14 protein-coding genes are annotated in these 14141 nt (G+C 68.2%); 8 read left to right on the plus strand and 6 right to left on the minus strand.

Annotated elements, in window-relative coordinates:
* Positions 1-596: HdeD family acid-resistance protein (locus tag V7E09_RS10680; protein WP_324523366.1), on the plus strand; the 596-nt coding region annotated here is incomplete at its 5' end.
* A 29-nt stretch (positions 597-625) separates the two neighbouring features.
* Here the strand turns inward: V7E09_RS10680 and V7E09_RS10685 are convergent.
* On the minus strand, positions 626-1210 hold the full coding sequence (locus V7E09_RS10685; RefSeq protein ID WP_324512124.1) for a GNAT family N-acetyltransferase: 585 nt from the start codon (positions 1208-1210) through the stop codon (positions 626-628).
* A 144-nt stretch (positions 1211-1354) separates the two neighbouring features.
* Here V7E09_RS10685 and V7E09_RS10690 point away from each other — a divergent pair, with 144 nt between their 5' ends.
* Complete coding sequence (locus tag V7E09_RS10690) at positions 1355-1921, plus strand: YbaK/EbsC family protein (RefSeq protein WP_324512125.1); 567 nt, start codon at positions 1355-1357, stop codon at positions 1919-1921.
* A 34-nt stretch (positions 1922-1955) separates the two neighbouring features.
* Here the strand turns inward: V7E09_RS10690 and V7E09_RS10695 are convergent, their stop codons facing one another.
* Positions 1956-2624, minus strand: a complete 669-nt coding sequence (locus V7E09_RS10695) for a hypothetical protein (protein ID WP_324523367.1) — start codon at positions 2622-2624, stop codon at positions 1956-1958.
* A 249-nt stretch (positions 2625-2873) separates the two neighbouring features.
* On the opposite strand from V7E09_RS10695, the gene V7E09_RS10700 reads away from it, so the two are divergent.
* On the plus strand, positions 2874-3536 hold the full coding sequence (locus V7E09_RS10700; protein ID WP_324512127.1) for a HEAT repeat domain-containing protein: 663 nt from the start codon (positions 2874-2876) through the stop codon (positions 3534-3536).
* 56 nt (positions 3537-3592) lie between these two features.
* On the plus strand, positions 3593-4291 hold the full coding sequence (gene msrA / locus V7E09_RS10705) for a peptide-methionine (S)-S-oxide reductase MsrA (protein WP_324512128.1): 699 nt from the start codon (positions 3593-3595) through the stop codon (positions 4289-4291).
* 82 nt (positions 4292-4373) lie between these two features.
* On the opposite strand, the gene V7E09_RS10710 is transcribed toward msrA, so the two are convergent.
* The 3 genes from V7E09_RS10710 to V7E09_RS10720 form a co-directional block, all read right to left on the minus strand.
* Positions 4374-5687, minus strand: a complete 1314-nt coding sequence (locus V7E09_RS10710; RefSeq protein ID WP_324512129.1) for a GntP family permease — start codon at positions 5685-5687, stop codon at positions 4374-4376.
* A gap of 41 nt (positions 5688-5728) precedes the next feature.
* A complete protein-coding gene (locus tag V7E09_RS10715) occupies positions 5729-6682 on the minus strand; it encodes an isocitrate lyase/phosphoenolpyruvate mutase family protein (protein WP_324512130.1) in 954 nt (317 codons plus the stop codon).
* Positions 6683-6977: 295 nt separating this feature from the next.
* The gene (locus tag V7E09_RS10720; protein ID WP_324512131.1) at positions 6978-7751 is read right to left on the minus strand and encodes an IclR family transcriptional regulator; all 774 of its coding nucleotides are present in this window, start codon (positions 7749-7751) and stop codon (positions 6978-6980) included.
* 262 nt (positions 7752-8013) lie between these two features.
* On the opposite strand from V7E09_RS10720, the gene V7E09_RS10725 reads away from it, so the two are divergent.
* From V7E09_RS10725 to V7E09_RS10735, 3 genes are all read left to right on the plus strand, one after another.
* Positions 8014-9039 (plus strand): NAD(P)-dependent oxidoreductase, encoded by a 1026-nt coding sequence (locus tag V7E09_RS10725; protein WP_324523368.1) that lies wholly within the window; start codon positions 8014-8016, stop codon positions 9037-9039.
* Positions 9040-9272: 233 nt separating this feature from the next.
* Entirely contained in the window at positions 9273-10574 is a 1302-nt protein-coding gene (locus V7E09_RS10730) for a DUF1015 domain-containing protein (protein WP_324523369.1), read from the plus strand.
* A gap of 116 nt (positions 10575-10690) precedes the next feature.
* Positions 10691-11554 (plus strand): D-hexose-6-phosphate mutarotase, encoded by an 864-nt coding sequence (locus tag V7E09_RS10735; protein WP_324512135.1) that lies wholly within the window; start codon positions 10691-10693, stop codon positions 11552-11554.
* Positions 11555-11614: 60 nt separating this feature from the next.
* On the opposite strand, the gene lepB is transcribed toward V7E09_RS10735, so the two are convergent.
* The gene (gene lepB, locus V7E09_RS10740; protein ID WP_324512136.1) at positions 11615-12352 is read right to left on the minus strand and encodes a signal peptidase I; all 738 of its coding nucleotides are present in this window, start codon (positions 12350-12352) and stop codon (positions 11615-11617) included.
* A gap of 176 nt (positions 12353-12528) precedes the next feature.
* Here lepB and V7E09_RS10745 point away from each other — a divergent pair, with 176 nt between their 5' ends.
* The gene (locus V7E09_RS10745) at positions 12529-14037 is read left to right on the plus strand and encodes an acetyl-CoA hydrolase/transferase family protein (RefSeq protein ID WP_324512137.1); all 1509 of its coding nucleotides are present in this window, start codon (positions 12529-12531) and stop codon (positions 14035-14037) included.
* Positions 14038-14141 lie beyond the last annotated feature (104 nt).

The following is a 14141-nucleotide window of genomic DNA, read 5'->3' on the forward strand; positions in this document are numbered from 1 at the left end:
ACGAAAGGAACGCAGTCATGCTCACCTTCGTCGCACGTACCTGGCCCTGGGTTCTTGCCCGGGGGATCATCGCCGCCCTCGCGGGCCTGACCACCATGGTCTGGCCGGGACTCACGCTCGCGGTGGTCGCCGCCTTCATCGGCTTCTGGCTGATCTTCGACGGGATCGGCCTGATCATCAACGCCTTCTCCGTGCAGGGCGCCACCGGCGGTGAACGAGCGCTCTTCGGCATCTTCGGTCTGATCAGCCTCGTGGCCGGCGTTGTCGCGCTGACCAACATCTTCGCGACCCTGCAGGCCCTGGCCATCATCTTGGCCGTGTGGTTCGTTGCCTCCGGCATCGCGCAGATCGCCACCGCCCTGCGCATCCGACGGTTCGTCACCGGCGAATGGATGCTCATCCTCGTGGGGGTGATCGGCATCCTGTGCGGCATCCTGACCCTGTTCGCCCCCGCCAGCGTCCTGACCACGGCCGCGATCATGTTCGGCGCCCTCGCCCTCGTCTACGGGATCGCCGCGATCATCGCGAGCCTGCGGCTGCGTTCCCTGGTGAAGCAGGCGGGTTCCCTGGTGAAGCAGGCGGACGCCGCGGCCTGAGGAGCAGGGCCCGGGACGCCGTCTTCGGCTCAGCCGCGCAGGCTCAGGTACTCAAGGTGGCGCCGCACGGCTGGCCACTCCGCGTCCGTGATGGAGTACTGGGCGGAATCGGTCACCAGGCCCTCCCGGGTGACCCGGTCATTGCGGATGCGGCCCTCGAAGGTGGCGCCGAGCCGCTCGATCGCCGCGCGTGAGGCGCGATTGAACCACGTTGCCCGGAACGCCACCCGACGACATCCCCATGTTTCGAAGGCGTGCGTCAGCAGGAGCGTCTTCGCCACCGTGTTCACGCCCGTCCTACGTGCCGCGGGACCGAGCCATGTGGCTCCGATCTCGACGGAGGGGATGTCGGATTGCGGGTGCAGGTAGGACGTGCTGCCGACGGCCGTCCCCTCGTTCAGGACCGCGAACGGCAGCCACTGCCCGGCCGCTGCCGCCTGGAGTTTCGCGTCGATGTCGGAGGCCACGTCGGCGGCCGACGGCGTGCGGGCGAACCACTCCTTGGCGGGGTCATCGTCCCCCATCGCATCGGCGAGCGGTCCGGCGTGATGGAGGCCGAGCGGCTCGAGCCGGACGCCTCCGGCCTGCAGTGTCACGGGGTCGAGGAACGCCATGCCCAAAACCCTAGCCACGGCGCCCGGAACGCTCGGGCGACGTTCACCGCGCGGATGTCTGCCGCCCCCACCGAGCGCCAGTGGTCGGGGTCGATGCTCGGACACCCGCATGGGTCATGGGGCCCACGTGCCAGCATGAGACAGGTGAGCACACCTCCTGCCGCCGTCCTGGGAACGCTGACCTGCTTCGCCGCCCTGAGCCGTCCCGACCTGCTGGCCGAGCCCGTGACCGCGGCGCTCACCGCCTCCGGGCTGGAGGCGTATGTGGCAGCCATCGACGCCGACCTCGCCGACACCGAGAACTTCTGCGCCCACTACGGGGTTCCGCTGGCGGCCTCGGCCAACGCGGTGGTCGTCCGCGGCGTGCGCGGCGAGACCGAGCGATTCGCGGTCTGCATGACCCTGGCGACCCGGCGGATCGACGTCAACGGGGTGGTGCGCAAGCGCCTCGACGCCCGCAAGGCGTCCTTCGCTCCGCTGGAGGAGACGGTCAGCCGCACGGGCATGGAGTATGGGGGCATCACCCCGGTCGGCGTCCCCGCCGACTGGCCGGTCTGGGTCGACGGGGCCGTCGCCGATCAGCCGTGGCTGTGCATCGGGTCCGGGATCCGCGGCTCGAAGCTGTTCGTGCCCGCCGCCACCCTGCTGGGGCTGCCCGGTGCCGAACGCGTCGACGGCCTCGCGCGGGCGATCCCGCACGAGGCCGTCTGAACAGGGTCCGCGGCGAGGCCGCCGCGGAGGCACCTCAGTCGTTGCGAACGTCACCCTTCCCCTCGCCGGGATACTCCTCGACGGGAACCTCGCCTACCTCGGCCGGTGCATCGAAGCCGGCGTCGGGGGCCTGGGACGTCACCGGCTCCTCCGGCGCCACGGCGGATTCGGCGTCGGAGGTGGCCTCGGCCGCGTCCTTGAGATCGAAGGCACCGGTCATCTCATCGGCGGCCGCACGCTGATCGCGCTGCTGGTCCTCCCACTGCTTCCACGCGGTCTGCACCTGCTCTTGGAAGTCCCCCATCGTGGTGCGGCCACGCTCGGAGAGATCATGGAAGGCCTTGGTGGCGTCATCCATGAACGTCTTGAACTGGTCCGGCATCGAGTCGACGAACTGCCGGAAGTTGGGGTCGACACCCTCGGGGGTGTTCTCGGCGATCTGCTTGCGCTGCGAGTCGTAGAACTCCTTGGCCTTCTCGGCGACCACGTTCGCCAGCCCGGCAGCGGCATACACCGTCTCGGTGGCGAACTTGATCGCCGCATCACCGAGCTTCTCCGGGGTGAACTTCTCCCCCTGCGTCAGGGTCGGGTCGTGCGGGGTCGCGGAGGCATTCACCTCACCGTGCGGCGCTTCGGCGTCCGCGACCGGCGGGGTCACGGCGTCCTCGTCGCGGCGTTCCTGCTCGTGCTGCTGTTCGGTCATCCTCACTCCTCCATCCGGGGCCGGAGCGCGTCCGCGCTAGCCGACCAAGGCGTTGCTGCGCGAAAGCTGCACCGCTCAGGGTGCCTTCCGCGTGATGAATCCAGTCTCCCCGTGGGCCGCCGACGCGACAACCCCGCCACCCCGCGTCCGACCCTGACCTCCCCCGTAGCAGCCCCGACATCGCGGGGCGCCGTTGTGGGCGACCGCCGGGTTGACCTTGACGCGGCGTGAAGCAGCAGCCTGCCCGGCATGGATGACGCCGAGACGACCGACACCCGCACCGCCCGCGCGGCGGCCGACCTGGGCAGCCCCGTGGCCTCCGTGCGGCTGCGTGCCGCCCTGACGGCAGGTACCCACCCTGATCCGGGGCTGGTGGATCTGCTGCTCGATCGCTGCGCGGTGGAGCCCGACTTCTTCGTCCGCGACACGCTGACGTGGGCGCTGGTGCAGGCCCCTCGCGAGGTGACCGTGCCCGCGTTGCGCACCGCGCTGGAGTCCCCCACCACCCAAGCGCGCAGCCAGGCGCTCCACACCCTCTCGAAGCTAGTGGTGCCGCAGGCGTGGGCCTGGGTCTTTCCCGCGCTGCTGTGCGACCCCGACGACGAGGTGGCGCGCGCGGCCTGGCGGGTGGCCGTCGGGATCGTGCCGCGCGGACGGGAGGGCGACCTCGCCGAGACGCTGCTCGCGCACCTGGGGCGCGGCGACGCCGAGGTCAAGAAGAGCCTGTCGCGGGCGCTGGTCGACCTGGCCCTCCTCAGCGATGGCGTGGTCGACCTGCTCACTGAGGCGCGCGACGGGCTCTCCGCTCCGCTCGCCGCCCACGCCGAGGCGACGCTGACACTCCTGCGGGACCCGGGGGCCGGTTTCGAGGGCGCCTACGGCGACGCGCTGCGCAGACGAGGGCTGCGCTGACCGGGTGCCGGTGGCGTCGCGTTCAGGGCGATCCAGGCCCCGGGTAGCCTCGAGGCATGTTCGGCTTCCGCACTCCCGCACGCCCCACGGACGCGTCCTCCGCGTTGCCTGGACGCACGCAGGCGATCCTCCCTTCAGGGGCGACCCACGACGTCTTCGGCCGCGACCTCACCGAGGTCCCCGCAGGAACCGAGGTCGCCTACTTCGCCCTCGGCTGCTTCTGGGGCGCCGAGAAACTGTTCTGGTCAACGCCCGGCGTGGTGAACACCGCTGTCGGATATCAGGGCGGGTTCACCCCCAACCCCACCTACGAGGAGGTGTGTTCCGGGCTCACCGGGCACGCCGAGACCGTGAAGGTGGTGTTCGATCCCACCCAGGTCAGCTATGCCGACCTGGTGCGAGTCTTCCTGGAGAACCACGACCCGACGCAAGGCATGCGCCAGGGCAACGACGTCGGCAGTCAGTACCGCTCCGCGCTCTTCACGACCAGTACGCAGCAGCGTGCCGTTGCCGACTCCCTCATCGCGGAGTATCAGCCCGCGTTGTCCGCCGCGGGCTACGGCCCGATCACCACCGAGGTCGAGGACGCCCCGCCGTTCTACTATGCCGAGGCGCCGCACCAGCAGTACCTGTTCAAGAATCCGGGCGGCTACTGCCCCATCCACGCCACCGGTGTCTCCTGCCCGGTCGGCGTCCTGCGCCAGGATCAGTACCCGAGTCAGCAGTCCGTCGTCCCGGGCGACCGGCAGGGATGAGACGAGGGCGGGCACCTCGCGCGAGACCGCACGAGACACCCGCCCTTCGTCGCCGAGCCGTCGGCGTGCCGCACGCCGTCGGCTAATACAGGACCGCGGCCAACGGGATCGACACGACCGCGACCACAATGGTGATGAGCACCGTGGTCATGAACAGGTGCGAATAGCCCTCCTTGTAGGAGACCCCCGAGATCGCGAGCACCGCGACGATGCCACCGCTGTGGGGCAGGGAATCCAGCGAGTTCGAGGCGATCACACCGATGCGGTGCATGACCTCAGGATCAACGCCCATCGCCAGGAAGGGATCCGCCAGCGCGGCCAGCGCGGTGGAGAGCCCTCCCATCTGGGAGGCGCACAGGCCCGCCAGGACCGCCGACGCCGCACCGAAGATGATGATCGGATCCACCGTTCCGCTGGACGCCAGCATCGCATCGACCACGCCCTTGAAGCTCGGGGTGACCTGAACCACACTGCCGATTCCGACGATGGAGGAGGAGACGATCGCGAGGATGGCCGCCTGGTTCGTGACGTCCGACAGCGTCGTCACGAGGTCGATCTTGCCGGTGAAGAGGTTCTTCCAGAAGAAGACGCAGCTCAACACGATTCCGACCAGCAACGCCAAGGAGATGTCCTGGCCGAACACGTTCAAGACGACGGCGATGCTCGCCAGCGGCACCAACGAGAGCCACGGGTTGGGGAGGCTCCCCTCCCGCTCCAGCGCATCGGAGTTCTCCAGCGCGAGCATGGTCGAGTCGTCGGGGAGGAACCCCTCGCCCAGACGCCGCGACTTGCGCACGACCCATTCCAGGTAGACCAAGCTCAGCACCAACTGCAGACCCGCGGCGATCAGGCCCAGCGCCGGGGCTGCCATCGGAGTGGTTCCCAGGTACTTGGTCGGAATGATGTTCACGATGGCTGGGCTCCCCGGGAGCATGTACACCCAGGTGAAGATGCCCGTACCGATAGCGGCCGGGATGAGGTAGCGCGGGAGATTCGCGTTCCTGAAGACGGCGAGGGCAATCGGGTACAAGGCGAAGCACGCCACCATCGACTGGACGCCACCATAGGTCAGCAGGCCGCCGGCGAGGATGATGGCCGGGATCGCCCAGCGCGGGCCGATTCCCCGGATGATCAACTGGGCGATCGAGCGCGCCGCACCCGAAACGTCCATGATCTTGGAGAGGATCGCCCCCAGCAGCAGCATCAACCACACCGACTTCAAGAAGTTCACGAAGCCGGTGAGGTAGCTATCGTTCAGCGTCTGAAGAACAGGAAGGCCGCTGAAAACGATGATGAAGACCACGCTGACCAGGGCGGCCACGGCCACATTGATCTTGCGCAGCGTCAGGATCAGCAACAGGGCCAATCCGATCAGAACCACGATGAGATTAATCACGCGTCACACCTTTGTTTACGCCGGGGAGGTCGCCGCGCGGCCTAGAGCCGTTCCTCGATGGGCACGCTGACGAAGCCTTCGGGGAACTCGTCGACCTTGTGCCCGACGATCGTGTATTCCTTGCCCCCTCCGGTGAAGGAGTTCTCCAGTTCCAGATACTGCTGCGGCTCGAACATGGGGGACGCGCTGAAGTCGGGCTTTCCCGTCCCGGACGCGTGCGTGAACGTGTATTCCACGCTCTGGTTCTTGAAGTTCTGCAGCCCGTGCTCGAGCATGCCCTCCATGGCCGCCTTCATCGTGTAGTGGGTCGAGCACATCACGAAACCGAGATCGGTGAGCTGATCCATGGTGACCGCCGGGGCTCCGTTGTCGGCCCGGACATCAGCGAAGATCTTCCAGCCCGGCACGATCGCCGCCATCTCGGCGGCCTGCTCGTAGGTCGTGATCTTGACGAACATCGCGAGCTGGGCGCCGAGGTCCATAGCCTCCTTCAGGCGTTCGCAGCCCTCCTTCATCTCCTCAGGGTCATCAGGATCGGCGTTGGTCCGCGCGATCAGCAGGCAGTCGGTTCCCTCCAACGCCGCCAGAGCCGCCTTCACCTTGGCCATGTACTTATCGCGGGGGAGGATCTTCGTCGAGTCCTCCATGTCGCCTGCATCCTCCAGCTGGAGGGCAGCAGCCCCGGCCGCCGCGAGCCGCTTGGACGAGCGGTAGACCGCCAGGGGTCCCCCGAATCCGTCCTCGACGTCGGCGATCAGCGGCATCGAGCTCGTCGTCGCGACACGGCTGATGACCCACTCGAGATCGGTCAGGTTGGTGAACCCGTAGTCGATGACCCCGTTCAGGCTGATCGACACCTCCCCGCCGCTCAGCAGGCTGACCGGGAAGCCACACATCTCCACCGCACGGTTGGAGGCACAGTCGTACACGCACGGAACGAGGAAGCACTTCCCCTGTTCTTGGATGACCTGAGTCAGCGTCTTGCTACTCGACATTGTCTTTTCTCACTTCTGGTTCGTCGTTCCTGGACACTTCGCGCACTGGTCGCTGCCAGCCTCGGCTGGCTGACGGGAGCCCGTGACCACGAGGACGACGTCACTCGCTGGCGTCACCCGAAGTCCTGCGCTTCCGACCATCGACCCCTACCCCTTCAGTGGAACTACCTTGTGTCCACTATCATGGATGGCAGCCATCATACTGGACCAGCGCCTCCCGGGATGCAAGTCGGGGGAGACGACACAGAAAGGCCCGACCCTCCAGATCGAAGGGCCGGGCCGAGGGTCCGCGTCGCTAGAAGCTCTGCCCCACCAGGGGATCACGGAACACGTCGGCGACCTGCACCAGTTCAGCGACCACCACCCCCGGAGACACCTCGTCGGCGCGCTGCTTGCTCATGGTGGTACTGACCGAGAAGCGGGCCGGCGACCCTGGCGTGTCGATGACAGGGATGGCGAAGCAGACGAACCCGAAGTTGGTCTCCTCGTCGTCCATCGCATAGCCCCGCTCGCGACACAGCGCCAGATCCTCCAGCAGCTGCGGCAACGTCTGGATGCTGTGCTCGGTGTAGCGCGGCAGCACCTGCTCCCGATACCGATCCTTCACCACCCCATCGGACAATGTCGAGAGAAGTGCCTTGCCAGTAGCGGTTACCGTGGCAGGAAAGCGGTCGCCGATCTGCCCCGTGAGCCGCAACGGGCGTCCCGCCTCATAGCGCGCGAGGTAGATCACCTCGGTACCCTCGAGGATGGCCAGACGCGCCGACTCCTGCGCGAGGGTGGGTTGCCGCCTGACCTCGGCATAGAACTCGTCGAGGCGATCTACCGTCGAGAGGTAGTCCCGCGCCAGCGTCAGGAACCGGGGCCCCAGCCGATAGCGACCATCCGAGCGCCCCGCGAGCTTCTCCTCCTCCAGCACGCCGCAGATCAGCGCCGCGGAGGACTTCGCGATCCCGGTGGTCGCCGCGATGTCCGCCACGCTGGCCCCCGCCTGCCCCGCCTCCGCGAGCAACTCGATGATGCGCATCGCACGCGTGATCGCCGGGACGGCGCTTCGTTCCGCTGCCACATGAACCCCTTGAACAACATATTGGACTGAACACAGTATAGTGGTCGGTGCTGCTAGACAGAGCAGCAGTTGACCCCCCGAAGGAGTGGTGTGTACTCATGGACGCCGAGCAAGCCCAACGGCTCCCCCAGATTCCCGCGATGGGCCGACCCCCATTCCCGCAAGACTATGCGTGTGCGGCTCGGATCAGCCACTGCCACCCGGGCGGTACACCAGGCGTGAACTCCCCCACCGCGGGCACCGGGATGACGGCGGACGCATCATGACGGCCTTCACCGTGGGGGTCTCACGCGACTTTCTCGACGCCCAGGACCGCAACGTCTGGGGAGACATCTGCCTCGACCGGCTGACCGAGGCCGGCCATTCCTGGGAGTACCTGCCCCGCGTCGTCGACGCCTTCACCCCCGAGGACCTGGCTCCCTACGACGGCGTGATCTTCGCCGCACCGGCCGTCACCGCCAACTCCTTCCGGGACGGGACACCCCGGCCACGCGTGCTGGCTAGGTTCGGGGTCGGCTATGACACCGTCGATCTGGACGGCTGCACGGCCCACGACGTCGCGGTCACCATCACGCCGGACGGGGCGCGCCGCCCCGTGGCCACCGCAGCCCTCACGATGCTGCTCGCCGTGCTGGGCAACGTCGCCGTCAAGGACCGCCTGGTGCGCGAGCACCGCTGGGCAGAACGCGACCAGCACATGGGCCTGGGGCTGTCCGGCATCACCGTCGGCCTGATCGGCGTCGGCAACACGGGATCCGACCTGGTCGGGCTGCTGGCCCCCTTCGGAGTCCGGGTGCTCGGTCACGACCCCTTCTGCCCACCCGAGCGGGCGCGCGCGCTGCACGTCGAACTGGTCTCACGCGAGGAACTGGCCGCGCGGTCGGACGCCGTCGTCGTCATGGCCGCGCTGACCCCGGCCACACGACACCTCGTGGACCATGCCTTCCTCGCGGCCATGCGCAGCACCGCCGTGCTGATCAACGTCGCGCGCGGCCCCATCGTCGATGAAATCGCTCTGGTCGACGCGCTGCGGGCCGGACGGATCCGGGCCGCCGGACTCGACGTGTTCGCCACGGAGCCCCCCACCTCGGGTATCGAACTCCTGCCGAACGTCACCCTGGCCCCCCACGCGCTCGCCTGGACGTCGGAGATGTCCCGGGGCAACGGTGGAAGCTGCGTCCAGGCGATCCTCGACGTCGCCGAGGGACGCGTCCCCGCCCACGTCGTCAACCGCGACGTGCTCGAACGTCCGGGGTTCCAGGCCAGGTTGGCCGCCGCCCTGCCCTGACCGGACGGTGACCTCGCCGGGCCGACGAGACGCCACACCCAGCGGTCCGGCGAGGGCTGCCCGCGCACGCCGGACCGCACACCAGCGCTGCCTGGCGAACCTGTGGCGGGGCCACTGCGCAGGGCATCCTCCTGGACGGGCCTTGTCCCGACACGCCTATCGGTAGGCTGCGGGCGAGTCCGAGGGCTCGGCGAGGGCCGCTCCCCGAGCCACGACGAGAGGACAGGGACGTCATGGACGATCAGGCTTCCGCCGTGCGGGTGCCCCGTGTGCTGCTGCCGCAGCCCGGCATCGACATCGCGCGCTGGGCGGTGATCGCCTGCGATCAGTTCACCGCCGAGCCGGACTACTGGGCGGAGGTGGAGGACGTCGTTGGCGATGCCCCCTCCACGCTGCGCATGATCCTGCCCGAGCTGTACCTGCACGCGCCGGACGTCGCCGAGCGCGTGGCCGCCTGCCAGGAGACGATGCGCCGCTACGAGGCCGAGGGCATCCTCGAAGCGCACGAGGCCTTGCTGTACGTGGAGCGGCAGGTGAGCCGCGGCGTCCAGCGCGGACTGCTCGTCGAGATCGACCTGGACGCCTACGACTTTCGGCCCCAGGCCCGGACGCCGATCCGCGCCACCGAGGGAACCGTGATCGACCGGCTGCCTCCCCGCGTGGCGGTCCGGCGAGATGCCGACCTGGAACTCCCCCACGTCTTGGTCCTCTACGACGACCCGGACGGTGCCGTGCTCGCCGCAGTCGACGCCGCCCGCGACACCCTGCGTACCGCCTACGACGCCGACCTGATGGCCGGATCGGGGCACCTGCGCGGCTTCCTCGTCGAGGACCCCGATGTGCAGGCGGCCACCTTGGCGGCGCTGGCCGCACTGGTCACCCCCGAGGCCTACGCGCGCCGGTACGGCCTGGCGGCGGATGCGCCGCTGCTCCTGGCCGTGGGGGACGGCAATCACTCGCTCGCGGCGGCCGCGACGATCTGGGCCGAGCACAAGGCATCCGGGGCGGGCCCGGACCACCCCGCCCGTTACGCGCTCGTCGAACTCGTCAACCTGCATGATCCGTCACTGCACTTCGAGCCGATCCACCGCCTCGTCACCCACGCCCCCGGCCTGGCCGACGCGCTCGTCGCCGCGGTGGGCGGCATCGTGACCCCGGTGCCCGACGCAGCCGCCGCCCGCGATGCCGTCGCCGACGCAACCGGCCAGGTCTTCGCCCTGGTCAGCGCCGCCGGAGTCGCGGTGGTGGAGGCCCGGACGCCGAGCCATCAACTCGCCGTCGGCACCGTGCAGGCATTCGTGGACGGCTGGCTGGCCGAGCACCCCCACGCCGAAGCCGACTACATCCACGAAGGCGACGTGGTCGACCGGCTCGGCCGCGCACCGGACGCGCTCGGCATTCTGTTGCCCGGGATCGCCAAGGAGGACTTCTTCGCCTCCGTCGCGGTGGACGGCCCTTTCCCCCGCAAGACCTTCTCCATGGGCCATGGGCACGACAAGCGGTTCTATCTGGAGTGCCGCCGCATCCGCCCCTGAGCTGGTCCGTGAGCACGTCTGGGACGCGACACGGGTTTTGACCAACCCGGCGCATCGCGTGGCCCTCCCGGACTAGGCTCGTTGGCAGTAGTCCACAACTCCGGGAGGTCCCACCGATGGCGTATGAGATCACCGACAACCCACTTCGGGGTGTCGAGGCCAAGCAAGGCACCAGCGGGCACTATGGCATCTTCGACCAAGGCGCGCAGGTGTGGTCCTGGCAGCCTGCGGGTGCCGAGCCGGTCATCTGGATGAGCGAGAAGTCCTGGTTCGCCGAGGGGCAGCCGCTCCGAGGCGGCGTTCCGATCTGCTTCCCGTGGTTCGGCCCCGGCCGCCACGGCGACCTGTACCCGATGCACGGCTTCGCCCGCCTGCAGAACTGGCACATGTCCGACGTCAAGGACACCCTTGATCGCGACGGCCGGTTCATCGTCGAGTACACCCTCAACGAGTCCATGACCGGCGATCAGGCCCAGTGGCCGCACCCCTACCGGGCGGTCTTCCAGGCAAAGTTCACCCCCGAGTACCTGGGCCTGGAACTGCGCGTGGAGAACGTCGGCAGCGAAGAGATCACCTTCGACGAGGCCCTGCACACCTACCTGCACGTGGGTGACGTCGCCCAGGTCACCATCCGCGGCCTCGATCAGGAGACCTACGTCGACAAGGTGGCGGGCACCGAGGGCGAGGTGCAATCGGGGGATCTCACCATCACCGGCGAGACCGACCGCGTGTACGCCAGCACCGCCGAGGTCGTCGTCCATGATCCGGTCCTGGGACGCGACCTGGTCATCAGCAAGTCCGGGTCGGCCAACACCGTCGTGTGGAATCCCTGGATCGACAAGGCCGCCGCGATGTCGGACTTCGGTGACGACGAGTGGCACCAGATGCTGTGCATCGAGGCGGCGAACGTGCTCGATGCACCCGTCGTGCTGCGCCCGGGCGAGATCCACTGCCTCAAGCAGCGCATCACGCTCGCCTGACGCCCTGACCACGTCGTAGGGCCCCGACCGCGAACGGTCGGGGCCCTACGACGTTTCCGATCAGATCGGCCCGGGCGGCCACGCCTTGGCGATCACCTTGCCGGTGATCCGCGCGGCGGGCACCAGGGTGGCGCACTCGCTTCGCCGATTCCCCCGGCACTGGGCCGCCGAGTCGGCCGAGTTCGAGCGATGGTCGCCGAGGACGAAATAGCTGTCACGGGGGACCGTCACCGGCCCGAAGCAGCGCGCAGACGCCGGGGTGGTGGAACAGTCCAGCACGCCCACTTCAAACGGGAGATCCTCGTACACGTACGGCTCCACCATCGCCATCCCATTGACGACGACGCGACCGTTGGCGTCACAACACGACACCTGATCGCCTGGCCGTCCCAGCACTCGCTTCACCGTGTAGACCCGGCTGGAGGTGCCGATCCCGGTGATGTCTCCGAACAACCGGGCGGCGCCCTCGACCGGGTCATCGGTGGCAGGCAGGGCCTCGTCATTCCACGTGAGCCCGTGCCCGAAGATGATCACGTCGCCCAGTTGCGGTGACGACGACAGGTACGGCAGGTCGGACGAAAGAACCCGGTCACTCACCGCCAGCGTCTGCTCCATCGACCCGGAAGCGACGTTGTGCACCCGGACCAGGAACGCCTGGACGAGGGACACCATGACCAAGGCGACCACCAGGTTCCCCAGGACGGCCAGCACCAGCGGGAGCTGACGCCGTCGCGGGGCAGGCGCCTCCCCTGCGGACTCCTCAGGGTCGTGCAGCGCGTCTCCCTGCGATGCGGGCATCGCGGAATGGTCTGGCGTCACGCGGACCCCCTTTCCGCTTCAGGATACGTGGCGCGCACGAAGCCGCCCGCCGCGGCTCCGCGCGGCACGCAGGGGGACCCTCCGATTCTCCTCGTGCACAAGGGGACGCCCCGCTAGGCTGACGCCAAGAGCGCCATCATTCAGGGAGGAAGTACATGTCGCGAATTGGCAACGACAAGGCCCGCGCGAAACTCATGTCTGCGGAGGACGCCGCGCAGAAGATCCAGGACGGTGACCGAGTCGGCTTCTCAGGCTTCACCGGTGCCGGATACCCGAAGGCTGTCCCCGGCGCTCTCGCCGAGCAGATGCGGGCAGCGCACGAGGCGGGCAAACCCTTCTCCATCGCGTCGTACACCGGCGCCTCGACCGCACCCGAGCACGACGGCGCGCTGGCGGCGGTCGACGGCATCTCGATGCGCATGCCCTACCAGTCCGACCCGGTCATGCGCGGAAAGATCAACGCCGGCGTCTCGGAGTACAGCGACGTTCACCTGTCGCACTCGGGCCCTCAGGTCCGTCACGGCTTCTGGGGGAACCTGGACGCCGCCGTCATCGAGGTCGCCCGCGTCAACGAGGATGGCACTGTCTTGCCGTCGTCCTCCATCGGCAACAACAACGTGTACTTGGAGAAGGCCGACAAGATCATCCTCGAGGTGAACTCGTGGCAATCCGAGGACCTCGAAGGCATGCACGACGTCTATTCCATGAAGACGCCGCCCCACAACATCCCGATCCCGATCACCAGCGCCGGTGACCGGATCGGCTCCAAGTTCTTCGACATCGACTGGGACCGCGTCGTGGCGGTCGTCGAGAGCGACGCACCGGATCGCAACTCGCCGTTCAAGCCGCTGGATCAGGACTCCAAGACCATCGCGGAGAACCTGCTCGACTTCCTCGGCAACGAGGTCAAGCAGGGTCGCCTGCCCAAGGACCTCCTCCCGATGCAGTCCGGTGTGGGCAACATCGCCAACGCCGTGCTGGTCGGCCTCAATGAGGGCCCGTTCGAGCGGCTCACCTCCTACACCGAGGTGATCCAGGACGGCATGGTCGACATGATCGACTCCGGCAAGCTGCTGGTCGCCTCCGCGACGGCTTTCTCGCTGTCACCCGACGCCGCCCACCTGATGAACGAGAAGGCGAGCTTCTACCGCAATCACATCGTGCTGCGGCCGCAGGAGATCTCGAACAACCCGGAGGTCATCCGCCGACTCGGTGTCATCGCCTGCAACGGCATGATCGAGGCCGACATCTACGGCAACGTGAACTCGACCCACATCATGGGCTCCAAGATGCAGAACGGCATCGGCGGGTCGGGCGACTTCACTCGCAACGCGTTCATCTCGGTGTTCGTGTCCCCCTCGCTGGCCAAGAACGGCGACATCTCGGCGATCGTGCCCATGGTCAGCCATCACGACCACACCGAGCATGACGTCCAGGTCATCATCACCGAGCAGGGCCTGGCCGACCTGCGGGGGCTGTCCCCCAAGCAGCGCGCCAAGGTGGTCATCGAGAACTGTGCCCACCCGGACTTCCGCGATCAGTTGTGGGAGTACGTGGCCCGCGCCGAGGCCGTCGCCAACTCCGAGCACACGCCTCACGACCTGAGCCAGGCCCACTCCTGGCACCGCCGGTTCCTGGAGACGGGATCCATGAAGCAGGCCTGACCTGTCCGCGGCGCCGCCACCGACCCGTTCGGTGGCGGCGCCCGTGCGTCTAGCTGTACTCGGCCGGGACGTTGGTAACACTGGCTGGTTGACGAGGAGGGAGA

The sequence above is a fragment of the Propioniciclava sp. genome (genome assembly GCF_036744435.1).
Classification (GTDB): domain Bacteria; phylum Actinomycetota; class Actinomycetes; order Propionibacteriales; family Propionibacteriaceae; genus Propioniciclava.